Raw genomic sequence first — 19,215 nt, 5'->3', positions numbered from 1 at the left:
CGTTGCCGGATCGGACGGTATAAAACCGCTGAAAGCAGCGAGCGCGGCTGGGGGTCGCGGCCCAGAGTCGGGACGAAAACTGCGGCGCGAAGAAACGGGCGGCGTCAAGACTGTCCAGAGGGGAGGGCCGGACTCGTTCCGGGCTACGAACCCCAGAAGTTGTCGCGGCTGCCGAGGCGCTCGCGGTCGTTCGACTCGTCGGCCTCCGCGGCGTCGGCATCGTCGCCGTCGCCCTCGGCGGCTTCGGCCTCCTCGTCGTCGGGTTCGTCGGGGAGGCGTTCGAGTTCCTCGGCGCGAGCGTGGTTCGAGCGGACCTTCGTGATCTTCACCTTCGCGCGGGCCGGCGGCAGGACGCCGTCGACCATGATGATGAAGCCGTCCTCGGTGCGGCCGACGCCGGCGCCGCTCTCGTGGATGTCCTCCACGGTCACCTCGACCTCCTGGCCGGGCTGGACGGGTTGGCTCTTCAGGTCCTCGATCGGCTGGTTGTAGTGATTACACCACTCGGCGCCACCGCGGTCGCCGTAGTGCGTACAGCCCATCCCCTCGATGCGTTCCTGGAAACTGGGGCAGTCGTCCGCGAGTGGACAGTCGGGCATGGAGGGCAGTACCGCTGGGGCGAATTAAACGCTTGCGCTCTGGCCGGCAGCGCCGTCGAACGCCGAAACTCCCCGGCAGATGCGATCGGCCGGCCCCCGACCGAGCGCCGCGACGCCGCCACCGGCGCCCCGCTCACCCGTCCGGACGGACGTCCTCGCCGGCCCCGTCCGGGTCGATCCCGAGCGTGTTGCCCGTCTCGACGGTTTCGACGCCCTCGACCTCGCAGACATCGCCGACCTGTTCCTGCTCGACGGTCACCTCGAGCGTCCGGAACTCCAACTCCTTCTCGACGGTCGCACCCGCCTCGCCGACGGCGGCCGCCACCTCCTCGATGGCCGCCTCCTCGGCGACTTCCAGCAGGAGCGTGACCGGTTCGCCCTCGACGGGGTCGTCGCGGATCGTCCGAACCGCCGGTGAGATGTACATCACCGGGTCGGTTCGACCCGTCGAACTGAAACCCTGACGGTCGCCGGCCAGTCACCAGACCGACTCGACCTGTCGAAACATTCAGGACGTTTGTCTCATATCGACGGCCCCACGTGGCCCGGATCGAAGAAACTTCTTCCCAGTTTGTTCGGCGTCGAAGTCGGGGGACTCTTCGGGCTCCCGCCCATAGTGGTGACCATGCGAGACACCAACCGGCAGTTCCGCCTGGCGAAGCGCCCCGAGGGGAAACCCGACCACGACACCTTCGAACTGGCCGAGACGGACGTGCCCGAGCCCGGCCCGGGCGAGGTGCTCGTCCGCACCCGCTATCTCTCGGTCGACCCGTACATGCGCGACCGGATGAGCGCCGCCGAATCCTACGCCGACCCCTGGGAAGTCGGGGACCCGCTCCGGGCCGCGGCCGTCGGCGAGGTCGTCGAGTCCAACGGCGCGGGCTTCGAAGCGGGCGACGTGGTCGTCGGCAACCTCGAGTGGGCCGACTACACCGCCGCGCCCGGGACCGAACTCACCGAGGTCGACCCCGATCTGGGACCGATCTCGACGGCACTGGGCGTGCTCGGGATGCCCGGTCGGACCGCCTACTTCGGCGTCCGCGAGGTGGCCGAGCCGACGGCCGGCGACACGTTCGTCGTCACCGGCGCGGCGGGGGCGGTGGGCTCCATCGCCGGCCAGATCGCCGGACTCTCCGGCGCCCGCGTCGTCGGCTTCGCGGGCTCCGACGAGAAAGTCGAGTTCCTCGAAGACGATCTCGGCTTCGACGCCGCGATCAACTACAAGGAGACCGACGACTACCACGCGGCGCTCGCCGAAGCCGCGCCCGACGGCGTCGACGCCTACTTCGACAACGTCGGCGGCCCCATCACCGACGCCGTCTTCGACCACCTGAACGTCGACGCGCAGGTCGCCGTCTGCGGGCAGATCGCCCATTACAACGCCACCGAGCGCCCGACCGGCCCCCGGAAGCTCTCGACCGTGCTCAGCAAGCGCGCCACCGTCGAGGGGTTCCTCGTCGGCGACTTCGCGACCCGCTTCGAGCAGGCGACCGAGCAGCTGGCCGAGTGGGTCGCCACCGGCGAGATCAGCTACCGCGAGACCGTCACCGACGGGCTCGAGAGCGCTCCCGACGCGTTCCTCGGGCTGTTCGAGGGCGAGAACATCGGGAAACAGCTCGTGAAAGTGAGCGAGCCCGACGAGTAAGAGAACGCCAGCAATCCGGCGGATTCAGTGGTCGTGGCTGTGGTCGTGACCGCCGTCCGAGGCCGCATCGCTCGTCCCGGAGATGTCGCCGCCCGCCACGAGGGCGTCGTGGTCGCCCTCGATCATGTCCATGTTTTTGAGGTTGTCGCGCTCCTCGAAGTCCTCGACGGCGTCGAGCAGGTCCTGCTGGGTGAGCGTGGTGCGCTCCTCGGTCAGCGCGTCGAGGACGGCCTCCCGGAGCACGAGCCGGAGGTCGCTGCCGGTCAGCCCCTCCGTCTGCCGGGCGACTTCCATCGGATCGAAGTCGACGATCTCCATCTCGCGGGTGACCACCTGGAGGATGTCCGCCCGCATCTGGTCGTCCGGCTTCGGGAAGTTGACGATCTCGTCGAAGCGGCGCCACGCCGCGGCGTCGAGCTGGTCGGGGTGGTTCGTCGCGCCGATGAGCAGCACTTCGTGCTCGATGAGGCTCACCTCGTCGATACTCTTCAGGAGGGTGTTGACGGCGCGCTTGATGGCCGCGTGTTCGTCGCTGGCGCGGGTCTTCGCGACGAAGTCGAACTCGTCCATGAAGAGGATACACGGCGAGAGGCGCGTGGCGACCTCGAAGACCTTCTCGACGTTCTTGGCGGTCTCGCCGAGGTACTGGGAGGTGATCATCGACAGCTTCACCTCGACGAAGGGGAGGTCGAGTTCGCTCGCCAGCGCGCGGGCGATAGATGTTTTCCCGGTGCCCGGCGGGCCGACGAACAGCAGTTTCCCGATCTCGCGGAGGCCGATCTGCGCGAGGTAGTCGCGGTGTTCGATGGCCTTGACGATCTTGTGGATCTCGCCTTCCTGGTCGGGCGTGAGCACGAGATCGTCCATGGTCATCTCGACCTCCTCGGGCGCGCGGATGTCGACGAGGTCGAGCATCTCCTGTTCGTCCTCGTCGTCCTCGTCGAAGTACTCCTCGAGCAGGTTGTCGATCCAGACGCGGTCCGCTCGAATGGGTCGGTTCTCCTCGCGGGCGAGTTCGTAGTCGGCGCCGTCGATCTCCTCCTCGTAGACGCTCGCGAGGACGGGATTGTCGTTCAGGCGGTCGGCGTCGACGCGGTCGAGGAACCACTCCTCGGCCATGTCCTCGTCCGTGAAGGTGATCGTCCCCGAGAAGTCGTCGCGGTCGGTGAACATCAGCCCGGAGATAGCCTCCCACGGCTGCTGGACCCCCGTCGCCTGCCGGGCGGTCGTCGTCGTCGCCGACAGCGGTCGCTCGATCTCCCCCTCGTTCCAGAAAACCGCCCGGTAATCGGGCGGTAGATCGTCGGCGTCGAGGCCGCGGTGCTCGCTGTACACCTGCGTCGTCAGCACGAACTCGACGACCGCTAGCTCCGGATCGCTCATTCCCACCTAGATTCGCCTTTCGACGGTATAAGTCTCGCGAACTAGTCCGAGCGCCGCCGGTCGATCCGCAGCAATACCGGAGCCGTCCACACCAGACTTATGTCGGACGGGCGACCAGCCGGCGAACAGACATGGACGAAGTCCTCGAAGTAGCCGAGCTCGCGGCCGACTTCGGCCTCGGCGGCGTCGTCAGGGTGCTGCTCGGTCTCGTCGGGCTCGCCTTGCTGCTGGGCGGCGCGGGCCTGTGGCTGCTGACCGACGCGGGCCTGCTCGTCCTCCCCGCAGCGCTGATGGCCGTCGGCCTCCTGCTGCTCGTCGCGCCCGCTGTGCTCTTTCTGGCCGCCGACCTGCTGTAGAGAAACTCCGGACACCGCGTCCGTCGTTTGTGAGGGTTTAACAGGATTCGGACCCTCCCTCGACCCATGACGGACACGACACCGGTCATCGTCCAGGCCCGCCGGACGCCACAGGGGAAAGAAGACGGCGCGTTCGCGGACGTACGCAGCGAGGACCTGTCGATCCCGCTGATAAACGAGATGCTCGCGGACACGGGGCTGGCGGGCGAGCAGGTCGACGACCTGCTGTGGGGCTGCGCCCAGCAGCGCGACGAGCAGGGCAACAACGTGGCGCGGGTGATCGCGCTCCTCTCGGACCTCGGCGAGGAGGTGCCCGCCGCGACCATCAACCGCTGGTGTGCCTCCTCGGCGGAGGCGATCATGCGCGGCGCCGACGCCATCGCGGCCGGCCAGCGCGACTGCGTCGTCGCCGGCGGCGTCGAGTCGATGACGCGCATCTCCCTCGGCGAGAACACCCACAACGTCCACCCGCGGCTCGCCGAACTCTACAACATCGGCGAACTCCAGATGGGGATGACCGCCGAGAAGGTCGCCGAGGAGTACGGCGTCTCCCGCGAGGAGCAAGACGAGTACGCCTTCCGCAGTCACCAGCGCGCCGCCGAAGCGACCGACTCGGGGAGGTTCGACGACGAGATCGTCCCCATCGAGACCGACGACGGCGTCGTCGACGAGGACGAGGGCATCCGCCGGGACACCTCGCTCGAAAAGCTCGCCGGGCTCCCGACCGTCTTCAAGAGCGACGGGACGGTCACGCCGGGCAACGCCTCGCAGATCTCCGACGGCGCCGCGGGGACGATGATCACCTCCCGCGAGTTCGCCGACGACCACGGCCTCGACGTGCTCGCCGAGGTGGGCAACCACATGGTCGCCGGCGTCGACCCGACGGTCATGGGCGTCGGCCCGGTCCCCGCGGTCCGGAAGCTCTGCGAGCGCACCGGCCGCGACCCCTCCGAGTACGACCTCGTCGAACTCAACGAGGCGTTCGCGAGCCAGGCGCTGTACTGCCAGCGCGAACTGGGCTTCGACGACGACATCTACAACGTCAACGGCGGGGCCATCGCGCTCGGCCACCCGCTGGGGGCCTCCGGCGCGCGCCTGCCCGTGGGGCTCGCCCACGAGATGAACCGCCGGGACGCCGACCTCGCGCTCGCGACCGAGTGCGTCGGCTTCGGCCAGGGCGCCGCCATCGAACTGCGAGCGCCGTAGACAGAGAGTCAATTTCTTGTCCGCGCGCATCCGGCGCGCGGTTCACGTGAGTCGCGGGGCGACTCGCGCTTTTTGCCCCATCTTTTTGGAGTGGTGTCCGCAGCGAGCCGACGGCTTGCGAGGACATCCGACGAAAACGGTGGTCTGGCTCCCGACCGATCAGTCGGGATTGACGAGCTTCATTCCCTCGCGGACCGACTCGGTGCGGCCGAGCAGGGTGAGGTAGTCGCCGCGCTCGATGACGGTGTCGGCCGTCGGCACCTCCGCGGATTCGGGGTCGCCCTTGCTGAGCAGGGCGATGAGGCAGGCGTCGGGGAGCATCGGGCCGAGGTCACGGACGGGGATGCCGACGACCTCGTCGTTGGTCACCTCGACCTCCTGGACGTCGCCCGAGCGGCCCACGTCGGTCATCCAGTGGGCGATGGCGGGGCGTTCGATCTGGTTGTCGATGGCCCAGGCCGTCGCCATCGCCGAGGAGATGGTCCGCACGCCCAGGTCCTCGAAGGCGTCGACGTTGTCGGGGTTGTTGGCCCGCGCGATGACGTGTTCGACGTCGAACTTCGTGCTCGCCAGTTGCGAGACGAGCAGGTTCGCGTCGTCGTCGCCGGTGGCGGCGACGACCGTCTTGGCGTTGTTGGCGCCGGCTTCGCGGAGGACCTCCGTGTCCGTCCCGTCGCCGATGATGGCGGTGAAGCCCTCGTTTCGCACTCGTTCGGCGGTCGATTCGCTCTCTTCGATGACCACGACGTTCTCGCCGCGGTCTTCGAGGCGTTCGGCGAGCGAGCGGCCCACCTTCCCGCCTCCGACGATGATTACTCTCATTGGTATGACGTCCAGGTATTGTGCGACGTGGCGCGCGAGGCCGCCCTCGATGAGGGCGGTCGCGAAGATCGCCAGGAAGACGACACCGAGCAGCAGGTCCGACTGGCCGACGAGCGTGCTCGCCTCCGCACACAGCTGGGCGGCCTCGCCGGTGAGTTCGGGACCGCAGACGGTCGACGCCGTCGCGCCGCCGCCGACGAGTTCGGCGGCTTCGGTCCGGAGGTTCGAGGCGACGTGCTGCAGTTCGACGGCGAACAGCGTCGCGACTGACGCCGGGATGATCCCGCGCGGGCCGACGGCGCTGATGAACAGCCGTTCGTTGAAGGTGAAGCGGTCGCCGACCGTCGAGACCATCACGAGCAGCGGCCGGATGACCAGCGCGACGGCCGCGACGACCACCAGTCCGGGGATGCCCACCTCGACGAGGGTGCTGGGGTTGAGCTGGGCCGCCAGCGCGATGAAGACGAACGAGAGGACGACGAGCGTCACGTCGCCCTTGAAGTCGGTGATGTCCTCCTCGTAAGGGATGTCGAGGTTGCCGAGCACCATCCCCGCGGTGGCGACGGCGGCGACGCCGGCCTCACTCGCACCCGGGATCGAGTTCGCGCCGGCGTAGGCGACCAGCGCGCCCGCGAGCACGAGCAGGCGGGCGTTGCGCGGCGCGTCGCCGGGCGAGAGGTCGACGTACCGAAGCAGGTAGAAGACCGCCGCCGCGACGACGAGGCCGACGAAGATACCGATCCCGAGTCGCCGGGAGAACGAGGCGATGAATCCGATCTGGTCCGTCTCCGGGTTGAGCGCCTCGAAGACGACGATAGCGATGATCGCCGCCGTCACGTCGTTGACGATCCCTTCCGTCTCCAGGACGGCCGCGACGCGGTCGCGGACGGGCACGACCTGCAGGATCGGCGTGACGACCGTCGGGCCGGTCGCGACCAGCAGCGCGCCGATGAGAAAGGACAGTTCCCAGGTCGCCTGGGCGAAGGCCAGTTTGACGGCGACGGCGGTTCCCACGAGCGCGATGACCGCGCCGACGGTCACCATCCGGAACGCCTCCGCGGGCGCCTCCTTGATCCGGTCGAGGTGGAGGTGGAACGCGCCCTCGAAGACGATGACGGCGACCGCCAGTCCGACGATGGCCGGTAGCGCCGCGCCGAACGTCTCGCTGGTCACCCAGCCCAGCCCCGGCCGCCCGATGATCACGCCGACGAGCAAGTAGAAGATGATACTCGGCACTTGCAGTCGGGCTGCCAGCAACTGGGCGAGGATTCCTAACCCGATGATCCCCGCGACCAACGGGATTAGCAGTTCACTACCGCCGGTAGCCACGGTGTGCCTCCATCTGGTCGAGTTCACGGAAGCCCGTGATATAAACGCACTTACTCGCCGCCCCGACAGCACGAACCGGGATCCGTGCGCGGTGCGACAGTCGTGTCACTCCGTCGCCATCGATCCGCCGCCGGACCCGTCGGCGGGTCGGCGACCGCCGGAGTCGGCGCCCTCATCCTCGCGAACGCGATAGAAGGCGTAGAATTCGTGGTCCGGACAGTGACCGTAGACGATCCCGTCGTAGGGGTCGCCGACGCCGTCGCTGGTCACCGCCGTCGCGACGACCTCGACGCCGCCCGGCACGACGGCGCGGCCGGCAGCGTCACAGCCGTCGTGCGGACACTCCGTTCGCTTGACGACCGGGTCCGCGTCAGTCACTTCGACCTCGTGGGAACGGTTGCTCCGCGTCTCGGGACCGCTCGCTCGTCGGGGTCGCGCCGCTTCTCGGTGCTGCATCGTATCTATCGTGGTCTGACATGGGGTCTCCTGGGACGCGTGCCTGTCGAACGTCGGTCGGGATGCCGGGCGTCGGCAGTCACGCGTACGGCGACGCACCGGACAGCAGCCCCCCTCGCGGGAAACGCCGCCATCCGGCGTACGCTCGGGTTATCACTAGTACGCCGCAGAGACGTAAAAAACACCGCGTCCGTCGGGAGTCGCGACTACAGCGTCACGCTCCACTCGTGGTCGCAATCCGGACAGCGGAACTCGATCCGCAGCCCCGTCTCGGGGTCGTGCGTCCGGTCTTCGATCTCCCCCTCGGCCGCCCGACAGCCCGGACAGAGCGCGTTCACGGCGACGGGAGCCGCCGGGAGTCCCGGCAGCGCTCCCCGGTCAGCTGGTTGGTTCGGACGGCCGACAGTGGCCGCATCCGCGTCAGTTCGACAGCCCCGTCGGGATGGTCTCGACGTGCTCGACGCGGGTCTCCTCGGCGTCGTACTCGAGGACACCCAGGTCGGCCGCTCGTGGCAGGTGGACGTGGTGAAGCGAAACGGCGACCCGCTCGATCTCGTCCGCGGACGGGGCAGTGCCGTCCGTCTCGCGGTCGGCGACCGCTTCCGCGAGCGGTTCCAGGTCGATCGGTGCCGAGCGCTCGGCGAGCGCGGCCAGCGCGCGCCGGCGGCGCTCGTCGGCCAGCAGGTCGAATCGCTCTTCCGTGGTCAGTCCGCCCTCGAGGCTCCCCTCGTCGACAGCGTCGTGCGTCGTCCGTGGCATTGGTGATGTCACCGTGTTCTCCGTACCTCCAGAGAGAACCCGCCCGCCAGTAAGGGATCGCTAGAAGTGATTAGGTTCGGATCCCGGTCGGGACGAGGAGGCGGTATGCTCTCGCTGTCGGACAGTAGTCATATTTGCCGACGAGGTAGTTGCCACGTCCGTCCCAGTAACGCGTCGCTTTGGACTCCGCCGGCGGAAGGTTGTAGTTGCCGCCGGCCGAGGGGTGGCACAATGGCAACGGACGGGTTGACCGACACCCTCAGGGAGACGCTGGCGGTGTTCGGCCGGGACGCGGAGCCGAGGACGACGAGCGAGGTGGCCGACGCGCTCGACCTCGGCCGACGGAGCACCTACGACAGGCTCGACAGGCTGGTCGACCGGGACCGACTGCGGACGAAGAAGGTGGGGGCCAGCGCGCGCGTGTGGTGGCGCGCTCCGGCCGACGGGACGGAGCGACCGGGGGACCCCGGCCGGCCGGACGCCGCCCAGTCGCTCGTCTCTGACGTGCTCGGCCGCGCGGAGGTGGGCGTGTTCGTCCTCGACGAGAACTACGATATCGTCTGGGTCAACGACGCGACCGAGCGGTACTTCGGCATCGAGCGCGAGCGGTTGCTCGGCCGCGACAAGCGGAACGTCGTCGAGCAACTGATCGCGCCGTCGGTCGACGACTCGTCGCGGTTCGCCGAGCGAGTGCTGGCGACGTACGAAGACGAAGTCGGCGAGCAGCGCTTCGAGTGCCGCGTCACGGCCGGCGACGGGCGCGCCGAGCGCTGGCTGGAACACCGGAGCAAGCCAATCGAGTCGGGCGCCTACGCGGGCGGACGGGTCGAACTCTACTTCGACGTGACCGATCGCAAGCGGACGGAGCAGGCCTACCTCGCCCAGCGCGACCAGTTCGAGTCGCTGGTCGACACCGTCGAGGAGTACGCCATCTTCCGCCTCGACCCCGACGGCCGCGTCCAGACGTGGAACGCGGGCGCCAGGCGCCTGAAGGGCTACGAGACCGAGGCGATCGTCGGCGAACACGTCTCGACGTTTTACACGGAGTCCGACAGGGAGGCGGGCGTCCCGGAGGCGAACCTCCGGGCCGCCGCCGAGACGGGATCGGCCGAGGACAGGGGGTGGCGGGTCCGCGCCGACGGGAGCCGGTTCTGGGCGAAGGTCACGGTAACCGCGATCCGAGACGACGACGGCGAACTCGTCGGGTTCGCGAAGGTCACCCGCGACATGACCGAGCGCCGCGAGTTCGAGCGCGAACTCGAACGCGAGCGGGACCTGCTCGAGCGGACGCTCGACGCCATCCCCGAGGGCGTCGCCGTCCTCGACTCGCGTGGCGACCTGCTCCGGATGAACGAACGCGCCAGGCAGTACCTGAGCGCGGCCGACGGACTGGACGGGGACCCCTTCCCCGAGAACAGGGTCTTCGACGAGCGCGGCGAGCCCGTCCCCCCGGGGGAGCGTCCCTACGAGCGAGTCCTCCGGACCGGCGAACCCGTCGAGGACTGGGTGGGCCAGTTCGACCTGCCCGGCGGCGACGAGCGGTGGTTCTCGGTCAACGTCGTCCCGCTGACCGACGCCGACGGCGACGTCGAGCGCGTCGTCGTCTCCGCCGAGGACATCACCCAACTCAAAGAGCAGGCCCGCCTGCTCGAACGCACTCGCGACGACCTCGAACACGAGCTGAACGAGGTCCTCGACCGCGTCGACGACGGGTTCATGGCGCTCGACGACAGCTGGCGGTTCACGTACGTCAACGACCAGGCGGCGGACCTGCTCGACCGCGGCCAGCGGTCGCTCGTCGGGCGCAACGTCTGGGACGAGTTCCCCGCAGCCGTCGACTCGCCGTTCCAGCGGGAGTTCGAACGGGCCCGCGAGACCAACGACTCGGTCTCCTTCGAGGCGTACTTCCCGCCGCTGGAGACGTGGTTCGACGTGGCGGCGTACCCATCCGAGAGCGGCCTGTCGATCTACTTCAGGGACGTGACCGAGCGCAAGGCACGCGAGCGCGGCCTCGAACGCTACGAGACCATCGTCGAGACCGTCGACGACGGCATCTACGTGGTCGACGAGGACGGCTACTTCACCGAGGTCAACCGGACCTACGCGTCGATGGTCGGGCGCTCGCGGGAGGAGCTGCTCGGCGCCCACGTCTCGGCGGTCGTCGACGACGAGGAGACGCTCGCGGAGATCGACCGACTCGAACGCGAGATCGCCGCCGGCGAACGCGCGACGGCGACGCTGGAGACGACGATCACGACGCCCACGGGCGACACCTGGATCGGCGAGTCCACCTTCTCGCTGATGGAGACCGACCGCGGCCACGAACGGGTCGGCGTGGTGCGCGACGTGACCGAGCGCAAGGCCCGCGAGCGCGAACTCGAGCAGTACGAGGCCATCGTCGAGACGGTCGACGACGGTATCTACGCGCTCGACGACGACAGCCGGTACGTCCTCGTCAACGACGCCTTCTGCGAGATGGTCGGCTACGACCGCGAGGAACTGCTCGGCGCGGAGGCGGACGTACTCTACGACGAGGAGTACACCCCGATCGTCGAGGAGCGGGCCCAGGAGGTCGCCGCGGGCGATCGTGAAGCGGCGACGATCGAGTTCGACCTCGTCCGGAAGGACGGCAGCCGCGTCCCCGTCGAGACGCGCTACGAACCGCTCCCCTACGGCGACGGCTACGGTCGCTGCGGCGTCGTCCGTGACGTCTCCGAGCGCATCGAGCGCGAGCGGGAACTCCAGCGGCGGATCCGCCAGCAGCAGGTCGTGACAGACCTCGGCCAGCGCGCCATCGAAGACCGCGACCTCGACGCGCTGATGGCCGAAGCCGCCCAGCGGGTGGCGACCACGCTCGCCACCGACTACTGCGAGGTGCTCGACCTGGACGCCGGGACGGGCGACCTGCTGCTCCGGCAGGGCGTCGGCTGGGACGAGGACCTCGTCCGCGAGGCGACCGTCTCCGCGGTCGACGACGACTCCCAGGCCGCCTACACGCTGCGGTCGGGCGATCCCGTCGTCGTCCGGGACCTGCCGACCGAAGGCCGGTTCGACGGGTCGGACCTGCTCGTCGACCACGGCGTCCGTAGCGGGATCAGCGTCGTCATCGGACCGCCCGGGGACCCGTGGGGGGTCCTCGCTACCCATGACACCGACGTGACGGAGTTCTCGGAGCAGGACGTCAACTTCGTCCAGTCGGTGGCGACCATCCTCGCGACGGCCATCGATCGCCACGGCTACGAGGACACGCTGGTCCGCCAGCGCGAGCAGCTCGCGGCGCTCAACAGCCTCAACGAGGCCGTCCGCGAGATCACCGACGCGGTCCTCGACCAGTCGACGCGGACGGAGATCGAGCGGACCGTCTGCGAGCAGCTCGCGGCGACCGACTCCTACGAGTTCGCCTGGATCGGCGACGTCGAGGCGTCCTCCCAGACCGTCGCCGTCCGGACGGAGGCGGGAGCGGAGGGGTACCTCGACGAGGTGACGATCTCCATCGACCGGGACGACGACCGGAGTGGAGGCCCGACCGGCCGCGCCCTCCGCACCGGGGAGGTCCAGTCGGTCCAGCGGATCGAGACCGACGCGGGCTACGAGCCGTGGCAGGAAGTGGCGACCGAGTACGGCGTCGCCTCCTCGGCGGCGATCCCGATCGTCTACGAGGGGACGACCTACGGCGTGTTGAACGTCTACGCGGCGCGCCCGGACGCCTTCGAGGCTCAGGAGCGGGAAGTGCTGGGCCAGCTCGGGGAGGTCATCGGCCACGCCATCGCCGCGACCGAGCGCAAGCAGGCCCTGCTGAGCGACGAGGTGGTCGAACTGGAGTTCGGCATCCAGAACCTCTTCGCGGCGCTGGACGTGGGGACCGACCCCGCGGGTCGATTCACCTTCGAGCACGTCGTCACGCTCGGCGACGACGAGTTCCTCGTCTACGGCGACGCGACGGCCGACGCCGTCCCGACGCTCGAGGCGCTGGCCGAGCGGCTCCCCCACTGGGCGGAGGTCTCCTTTTCGGACGACGAGGGCGACACCCGGTTCGAACTCAGGATGGACGAGCCGCCGGTGCTGTCGTCGCTCGCGTCCCTCGGCGGGTCGGTCGAACACGCCGTCGTCGAGGACGGCGACTACCGCATGACCATCCACCTCTCGCCGAGCGCGGACGTCCGGCAGGTCATCGACACCGTTCAGGAGTCGTACCCGTCGGCGACGATGCTGCGCCGCCAGCAGGTCACCAGGGGGGACGCCGAGTCGCGGTCGACGAGCGCGCTCCTCTCGGAACTCACCGAGCGCCAGCGGACGACGCTCGAAGCGGCTTACCACGCCGGCTTCTTCGAGTGGCCGCGCGACGCCTCCGGCGAGGAGGTGGCCGACTCGCTGCAGGTCTCGCCGCCCACCTTCCACCAGCACCTCCGCAAGGCCGAGGGCAAGGTATTCGGCGCCCTGTTCGAGTCAGCGACCGGGTGAGCGGCCCCGATAGCTACTCGCTTTCCGCCCGGTCGAGCGCCGTCAGCACGCCGCGGACGTTCATCGCCACTTCGGCGTCCGCTTTCTCCGCACCCCAGAGTTCCCGTTCGTCGTCCGCCTCGGCGACGAAGTACTTGACCACCGCGTCGTCGCCGTCCAGTTCCGCCCGTCGCTCCGTGACGGCGTCGACCCACGAGGCGAGCACGTCGGCGTAGCGGGCGAGTTTCTCTCCCGTCTCCGCGGGGCCGAAGTGCGGGTAACAGAGTACCGCGGGATCGAGCGACTGGAGCAGCTCCACGTCGGCCTGGCACTGCTCGGGGTCGAAGTTCGGCGGCGGGCTCGTGGGGAACAGTTCCTCCCGCGTCGGCGAGTAGATGCCCGCGGCGTCGGCGACGAACGCCGCATCCATCGTCGGATCGTGGAAGACGACCTGATGCGGCGCGTGACCGGGCGCGTGGTGGACGTCCAGCGCGTGGTCGCCCAGATCGATGCTGTCGCCGTCTGCGATCTCCGTGATCCGCGATTCGGGGACGGGTTCGGGTTCGGTGTAGGCGTCGATCTGGTCGCCGACGGCGCGTTTCGTCCCCTCCCAGAGCCGTTCGGGGTCGGCGAGGTGAGGCGCGCCGATCTCGTGGACGTACACCTCGGCGTTCGGGCACGCCTCGACGAGGAAGCCGGCGCCGCCCGCGTGGTCGAGGTGGACGTGCGTCACCGCGATCACCTCGACGTCCTCGGGGGCGAGTCCGGCCGCGTCGACGGCGTCGAGTACGCGCTCGTAGTGGGTGCCGATGCCGGTGTCGATCAGGGCGGGTCGCTCGGCGTCGAGGACGTACACCGCGCCGTACTCGGCCACGTCGTACATCCCGGTGTCGACGTACGAGAGGTCTGCGCAGTCGCCGACCGTCGCCTCGAACACGTCGCCGATTGCCATACCCGATCCCCGGACGGCGCGGACTAAACTGTTCCCGTCACCGCAGCGGCGCTGTGCTCGTCACGGACGGCTCAGCCCGCGGCGGCCGCCTCGACGATGGCGCCCCGGTTGTTGACGTACGTCGAGTAGTGGGCGTCGTCGGAGAGATAGAGGTCGGCCTCGGGCAGCAGGTCGCCGAACGCCCGCGCGAGGTCGACCCCGACGGTCCGGTCCGCCCGGCCGTGCCACAGGTCCACCGGCAGCGTACATTCGCCGGGGTCGAACCCCCAGTCGTTGCCGACCAGCGGCAGGTCGTGGGCGGGGCCGCGCGACCCGTTCCTGAACGCTTCCGCGCCGTCGTCGAACAGCGTCTCGCCGGCCGGTCCGTCGAAGACTGCCCGGTCCTCCGGTGGCGATCCGGCCTGTAGCGCCGTCTTGAACTGCGGCCACGCGTTCGCGGCCAGCCACGCCGAGGAGGCGAACGCTGCCTGCGAGAACCCGGGCACGAACCGCGTCGCCGACAGCACGGCCTCGTTGAACGGGTCCGCGCTCCCCCGCGTCGACGGCGGCGTGACCGTGCTCACGAGCGAGACGCCACGGATCCGCTCGGGGACGGCGTGGGCGCAGGCCATCGCGTGCGGCCCGCCCCCGGAGAACCCGACGACGCCGAAGCGACCGACGTCGAGGTGGTCGGCCAGCGCGCACACGTCCGGCGGCCAGTCGAGCAGGCAGCGACCAGTCTGGAAGTCCGACCCGCCGAACCCCGGCCGGTCGGGCGCGATGACGCGGATTCCCCGCTCTGCGGCTTCCTCGTCACACAGCGACCACATCAGTCGCGACCCGATGACGCCGTGGAAGCAGCAGACGGGCGTTCCCCCGGGATCGCCGTACTCCGCGTACGAGAGGGCGCGACCGTCCGAGAGTTCGATCGTCGACGGCTCGTCCATGTGTATGCGTTGTTGGACGCTGGACACTAACGCGTGTCGCTCCGATCTGTGTGGGTTGTTGTCGTAGTCCAGTGTGGAGGCAAGATGAGCGCTCCGGCCGAGACTGCATCCACCGCAAACAGCGTGAAAGCCCCGCCCGCCTCGACTCCCGGGCCTCGCTGCGCTCCTCGGCCTTCGGCCTGCGGTGCTTGCGTCGTCCGGGTTCGTCGAGACGGGCGCCCCTTTCATTCCCACCCGTGTCGGCTGATCGGTCAGTCTGTGTGGGCGGGAATGAAAGGGGCCGCTGGCTCCGGGAAGACGGACGACGCAAGCACTGGAGCGACCACAGGGAGCGAAGCGCGCAGCGCGGCCCTCGACCGGAGCCAGCGGGGGCTTTCACGCTGTTCGCGGTTCCAGTTCGAGTAGTGGTCGCGGTTCGAGTAGCGGTTGCGGTGGCACTCACACAGGTCACAGGGACACCGGCGATACCACCCGACACACACTCACATCGGACCGACACGCCTACGGTCGGCCGTCGAGAAGCGGCGACCATGTTAAGCAGGCAGTTCGTCCGGGAGAACCCCGAGACGGTCCGCGACGCCGTCGAGCGCAAGGGCGTCACGGGCGTCGACGTCGACGAGATCCTCGAGATCGACGAGGAGTGGCGCGAACTCAAGGCCCGCGGCGACGGGCTCCGACACGAGCGCAACGAGGTCTCCTCGACCATCGGCGACCTCAAACAGGACGGCAAAGACGAGGAGGCCCAGGAGGCCATCGAGCGCTCGCAGGAACTCAAAGACGAGCTGCAGGAAGTCGAGGACCGCGCTGACGAGCTGGAAGCGGAACTCGAAGAGCGCCTGCTCGAACTCCCCAACGTCCCCCACGAGTCGGTGCCGACGGGAGAAGACGAGAGCGACAACGTCGAGCGCTACCGCGAGGGCTTCGAGGACCTGCGGGTCGACCCCGACGAGGTGGTCCCCCACTACGACCTCGGCGAGGAACTGGACATCCTCGACTTCGAGCGCGGGGCGAAGGTCTCCGGCGGCGGCTTCCAGTTCGTCAAGGGCGACGGCGCGAAGCTGGAGCGGGCGCTGATCCAGTTTTTCCTCGACGTCCACGAGGAGCAAGAGTACGTCGAGGTCGCACCGCCGATCCCGGTCAACTCCGCGTCGATGCGCGGGACGGGCCAGCTCCCGAAGTTCGCCGAGGACGCCTACCGCGTCGGCGCGCGACAGGACGACGAGTACGACGACGACGACCTGTGGCTGCTACCCACCGCGGAAGTTCCGGTGACGAACATGTACCGCGACGAGATCCTGCTGGACGACGACCTCCCCGTCAAACACCAGGCGTTCTCGCCGAACTTCCGCCGCGAGGCCGGCGAACACGGGACGGAGACCCGCGGCTACGTCCGCGTCCACCAGTTCAACAAGGTCGAACTCGTCAACTTCGTCCGCCCCGAGGAGAGCTACGACCGCCTCGAAGGCCTGCTCTCGGAGGCCGAGGAAGTACTCCAGCGGCTCGGGCTCCCCTACCGCGTACTCGACATGTGCACCGGCGACATGGGCTTCACGCAGGCCAAGAAGTACGACATCGAGGTGTGGGCACCCGGCGACGACATGGAAGACGGTCCCGACGTGGGCGGCCGCTGGCTCGAAGTCTCCAGCGTCTCGAACTTCGAGGACTTCCAGGCCCGGCGAGCGGGACTGCGCTATCGGCCCGAGCGCCACGAGGGCGCGGAGTACCTCCACACGCTCAACGGCAGCGGCGTCGCCGTCCCGCGCGTGATGGTCGCCATCATGGAGTACTACCAGAACGACGACGGGACGGTCACCGTCCCCGAACCGCTCCGCCCGTACATGGGCGGCCAGGAAGTCATCGAGGGTCACGAACCCGTCGGCGAGAGCGCCGTCGGTGCCGGCGAAAAGGAGTGACGCGCACGAGAGCGCGCCGCGCTCGCCGCCGACACCCAGCGCTCGGCGCCGGCGAAAAGGGGTGAGTACAGGGCCGGCTCGCCGACTCAGGGCTCGCCCGAGTATCCCTCGCGGAGAAACCGCCCCTCGGTCTCGTAGTGGCCGAGCACCTCGTCGAGGAACTCCTCGCGGCTCACGTCCTCCTCGCGGTGACTGTCGATGCGCTCGATTAGGTCTTCGGAGCATTCGATCGTCGCCATCGCTTCACGTTCGGGTTCCGCGCGGAAAAGGTGATCACGCGACGGGGAAGTGATAGGTTCGCAGTACCGGCTCGGACGGGCTGACGACGACTCAGTCGTTCGCGGCGAACGTCCGGAGTCGCGCGATCCGACCGTCGTCGAACGCGAACACGTCGACGAAGTCGACGATGCAGTCGCCCCGGGCGTCGAGCAGTCGTCCGTCGACGGCGACCGACCCGCCGCCGGTGTAGACGGTGTCGACGCGGTGTTCGGTGTCCGTCTGCGGTCGCTCGTCGCGCATGAACGCCACGAAGCGCTCGCGTCCGTCGAGGGTCCGGTCGGGGCGTTCGTGGACGAACTCGGGAGCGAGCAGATCGGCGAGCGCTTCGTAGTCGTGGGCGTCGAGCGCGCGGTAGTACGCTCGCGCCCGCTCGACGGCACCGTCGGTCATACGCTGGCTTCGTCGGGTTGCGACAAGAACGCGGTGGTCGGCCTGCCGGCGAGTCCGGCCGCAACTAGCGACCGGGGATGTCCCAGTCCGCCCGTTCGTCGGCCGATTCCTCGTCGTCGCCTTCCGTCGGGTCCACCAGATCCAGTTCCTCGATGGCTTCGTCGTCCGACTCGGCGTCGGCCTCTCCGCCGTCCGATCCACCGTGCGCGTTCTCCTCGGCGTCGGGTCCGGCCTCGTGGGTCGGAGCGGTCCCTCGATCGGCGACGCCGGCTGCATCGGTAGAGGCGGACGCCTCGCCGCTGTCCGGCCCGCCTCCGTCGGCGCCCGACCCACCTCCGTCCGCCGCCGACTCGTCGGCGTCGGCTTCTTCGACGGCGTCCAGGTCCATCTCCAGGTCGCCTTCCACGGTGTCGCCCTCGACACCGGATCCGTCGGATTCGTCCCCGTCCTCACCGGTGTCGACGGCGTCGACGTCCATCTCGAGGTCGCCTTCGACGGTATCGGGCTGCTCGCTCGCGTCGGTGTACCCGCTGTCGGCGACAGCGTCGTCGAGCGCGGCGTCGTTCAGCCCGAGATCAGTGTCGACCGGGTCGGCGTCGTCGGCCTGCCAGTCGTAGCCGTCGTCGTCTTCCGGATGGACGACCACCGAATCGCCGAGTTCGACGCCGTCGTCGGTGAGTTCGAACGCTCCGGTGTCGGGCGGTTCCGAGAGATCCGACGCGGCGTCGAGGAGGCGTTCAGCGTCCTCGCGGTACTGCGAGCCCTGCTTGCCGCGGCCGCTGGCGAACGCGTCGGCGGAGTCGGCCAGCCAGCTCGCGGCGTGGGCGAGCGTGTCCGCCTTCTCCTCGGTCCGGTCGACCACCGCCTCGAAGTCGTCGGTCTCGGCGAAGCGGACCGCCGTGTCGAAGTGATCCGCCGCAGCCGTGAACTCCGGCTCGGCCGCCTCGAACCCGCTCCGGGCGTCCATCCACTCGCGGTCCTCGTAGTCGGCCATCGCTTCCGTGAACGCCCCGCGACCCTCGACGTAGTGGTCGTGGCCGACCCGGTAGCGCTCGACGGCGGTGTCGTCGCCGCCGATGTCGCCGACCGCCCGTTTGACCGGCGCCACGTCGATCTCGCCCTCCAGGTCGTCGGTCGCCCACGCGTACTGGACGGTCCCCCGGTGGTCGATCACGAAGACCGCCCGCTCGACGAGTCGCTCGCCGAGGTCGGTCTCCATCGCCACGTCGTAGGCCTGGGCGGCGTCGCCGTCGCGGTCGCTCAACAGCGGGACGTGCAGGCTGTAGCGCTCGGCGAACTCCTCGTGGCTGTAGGTGCTGTCCGGCGAGACGCCGAACACCGACACGTCCTTCTGCATCGTGAAGAGATCGAGGTCGCCGAGGTCCGACGCCTGCATCGTGCAGGCCGGGTTGAAATCGGCCGGGTAGAACGCCAGAACCACGATCCCCTCCCCGAGGTACTCACCGAGATCGATCCGTTGCCGCTCGCCGTCGACGTACGCCGGTAGACTGACCGCAGGCGCTTTCTCCCCCTCCGAGAGCATTGTCCCAAACATTCGAGCTATCCTATAAAGATGCTCTGAGCGTTTTCACGCGCTGTATCTACCGTGTGCTCCCCGGTACCGTGCGGTATCTGACTGGTAGGACGGCCTCCGACGGGCGCTCGCGAGCGCCATCCGAACGCGTATCGAGCGGCCAGCAGGCGGCGAGCAGCCGGCAGGCGTCCTCTGAGCGACCTTCGAGCGGCTTTTACTACCGCGG

General features: G+C 69.0%; 17 protein-coding genes. 5 read left to right on the top strand and 12 right to left on the bottom strand.

The genetic code is table 11. The annotated features are described in order from the left end of the window. Nucleotides 1-143 precede the first annotated feature (143 nt). Nucleotides 144-599 carry a TRAM domain-containing protein gene (locus tag AB2U09_RS12895; protein WP_459193131.1) on the bottom strand — a complete coding sequence of 152 codons (456 nt, stop codon included), beginning with the start codon at nt 597-599 and terminating at the stop codon, nt 144-146. A 133-nt stretch (nt 600-732) separates the two neighbouring features. Then, nucleotides 733-1,026 carry a hypothetical protein gene (locus AB2U09_RS12890; RefSeq protein WP_459193130.1) on the bottom strand — a complete coding sequence of 98 codons (294 nt, stop codon included), beginning with the start codon at nt 1,024-1,026 and terminating at the stop codon, nt 733-735. 198 nt (nt 1,027-1,224) lie between these two features. Here AB2U09_RS12890 and AB2U09_RS12885 point away from each other — a divergent pair, with 198 nt between their 5' ends. Next, nucleotides 1,225-2,244 carry an NADP-dependent oxidoreductase gene (locus AB2U09_RS12885; protein ID WP_459193129.1) on the top strand — a complete coding sequence of 340 codons (1,020 nt, stop codon included), beginning with the start codon at nt 1,225-1,227 and terminating at the stop codon, nt 2,242-2,244. Nucleotides 2,245-2,268: 24 nt separating this feature from the next. On the opposite strand, the gene AB2U09_RS12880 is transcribed toward AB2U09_RS12885, so the two are convergent. After that, on the bottom strand, nt 2,269-3,627 hold the full coding sequence (locus AB2U09_RS12880; RefSeq protein ID WP_459193128.1) for an ATP-binding protein: 1,359 nt from the start codon (nt 3,625-3,627) through the stop codon (nt 2,269-2,271). Between the two features lie 131 nt (nt 3,628-3,758). Between AB2U09_RS12880 and AB2U09_RS12875 the strand changes: the two genes are divergently transcribed. Further along, entirely contained in the window at nt 3,759-3,983 is a 225-nt protein-coding gene (locus AB2U09_RS12875) for a hypothetical protein (RefSeq protein ID WP_459193127.1), read from the top strand. Between the two features lie 66 nt (nt 3,984-4,049). Beyond that, nucleotides 4,050-5,189: a thiolase family protein gene (locus AB2U09_RS12870; RefSeq protein ID WP_459193126.1), complete on the top strand. Its 1,140-nt coding sequence runs from the start codon at nt 4,050-4,052 to the stop codon at nt 5,187-5,189. A gap of 159 nt (nt 5,190-5,348) precedes the next feature. On the opposite strand, the gene AB2U09_RS12865 is transcribed toward AB2U09_RS12870, so the two are convergent. The 4 genes from AB2U09_RS12865 to AB2U09_RS12850 form a co-directional block, all read right to left on the bottom strand. Further along, nucleotides 5,349-7,340, bottom strand: coding sequence for a cation:proton antiporter domain-containing protein (locus tag AB2U09_RS12865; protein ID WP_459193125.1), 1,992 nt, complete (start codon nt 7,338-7,340; stop codon nt 5,349-5,351). Between the two features lie 105 nt (nt 7,341-7,445). Next, on the bottom strand, nt 7,446-7,718 hold the full coding sequence (locus AB2U09_RS12860; protein ID WP_459193124.1) for a hypothetical protein: 273 nt from the start codon (nt 7,716-7,718) through the stop codon (nt 7,446-7,448). Between the two features lie 284 nt (nt 7,719-8,002). After that, a complete protein-coding gene (locus AB2U09_RS12855; protein WP_459193123.1) occupies nt 8,003-8,134 on the bottom strand; it encodes a hypothetical protein in 132 nt (43 codons plus the stop codon). Nucleotides 8,135-8,216: 82 nt separating this feature from the next. Beyond that, the gene (locus AB2U09_RS12850; RefSeq protein WP_459193122.1) at nt 8,217-8,555 is read right to left on the bottom strand and encodes a DUF7344 domain-containing protein; all 339 of its coding nucleotides are present in this window, start codon (nt 8,553-8,555) and stop codon (nt 8,217-8,219) included. Between the two features lie 231 nt (nt 8,556-8,786). Here AB2U09_RS12850 and AB2U09_RS12845 point away from each other — a divergent pair, with 231 nt between their 5' ends. Continuing rightward, a complete protein-coding gene (locus AB2U09_RS12845) occupies nt 8,787-13,016 on the top strand; it encodes a PAS domain S-box protein (protein ID WP_459193121.1) in 4,230 nt (1,409 codons plus the stop codon). Nucleotides 13,017-13,029: 13 nt separating this feature from the next. Here the strand turns inward: AB2U09_RS12845 and AB2U09_RS12840 are convergent, their stop codons facing one another. Further along, complete coding sequence (locus AB2U09_RS12840) at nt 13,030-13,947, bottom strand: MBL fold metallo-hydrolase (protein WP_459193120.1); 918 nt, start codon at nt 13,945-13,947, stop codon at nt 13,030-13,032. Nucleotides 13,948-14,018: 71 nt separating this feature from the next. Then, nucleotides 14,019-14,873 (bottom strand): alpha/beta fold hydrolase, encoded by an 855-nt coding sequence (locus AB2U09_RS12835; RefSeq protein WP_459193119.1) that lies wholly within the window; start codon nt 14,871-14,873, stop codon nt 14,019-14,021. 530 nt (nt 14,874-15,403) lie between these two features. Here AB2U09_RS12835 and serS point away from each other — a divergent pair. Then, nucleotides 15,404-16,786, top strand: a complete 1,383-nt coding sequence (serS, locus tag AB2U09_RS12830) for a serine--tRNA ligase (protein WP_459193118.1) — start codon at nt 15,404-15,406, stop codon at nt 16,784-16,786. 86 nt (nt 16,787-16,872) lie between these two features. Here serS and AB2U09_RS12825 read toward each other — a convergent pair whose 3' ends face one another. The 3 genes from AB2U09_RS12825 to AB2U09_RS12815 all read right to left on the bottom strand — a co-directional run bounded on the left by AB2U09_RS12825 (nt 16,873) and on the right by AB2U09_RS12815 (nt 18,998). Further along, entirely contained in the window at nt 16,873-17,025 is a 153-nt protein-coding gene (locus AB2U09_RS12825) for a DUF7557 family protein (protein WP_459193117.1), read from the bottom strand. 91 nt (nt 17,026-17,116) lie between these two features. After that, nucleotides 17,117-17,455, bottom strand: coding sequence for a nuclear transport factor 2 family protein (locus AB2U09_RS12820; RefSeq protein WP_459193116.1), 339 nt, complete (start codon nt 17,453-17,455; stop codon nt 17,117-17,119). A gap of 64 nt (nt 17,456-17,519) precedes the next feature. Further along, complete coding sequence (locus AB2U09_RS12815) at nt 17,520-18,998, bottom strand: peroxiredoxin (protein WP_459193115.1); 1,479 nt, start codon at nt 18,996-18,998, stop codon at nt 17,520-17,522. Nucleotides 18,999-19,215 lie beyond the last annotated feature (217 nt).

It is taken from the genome of Halosimplex yunnanense, from assembly GCF_054504345.1.
This window is presented reverse-complemented; position numbering and strand designations above follow the sequence as displayed.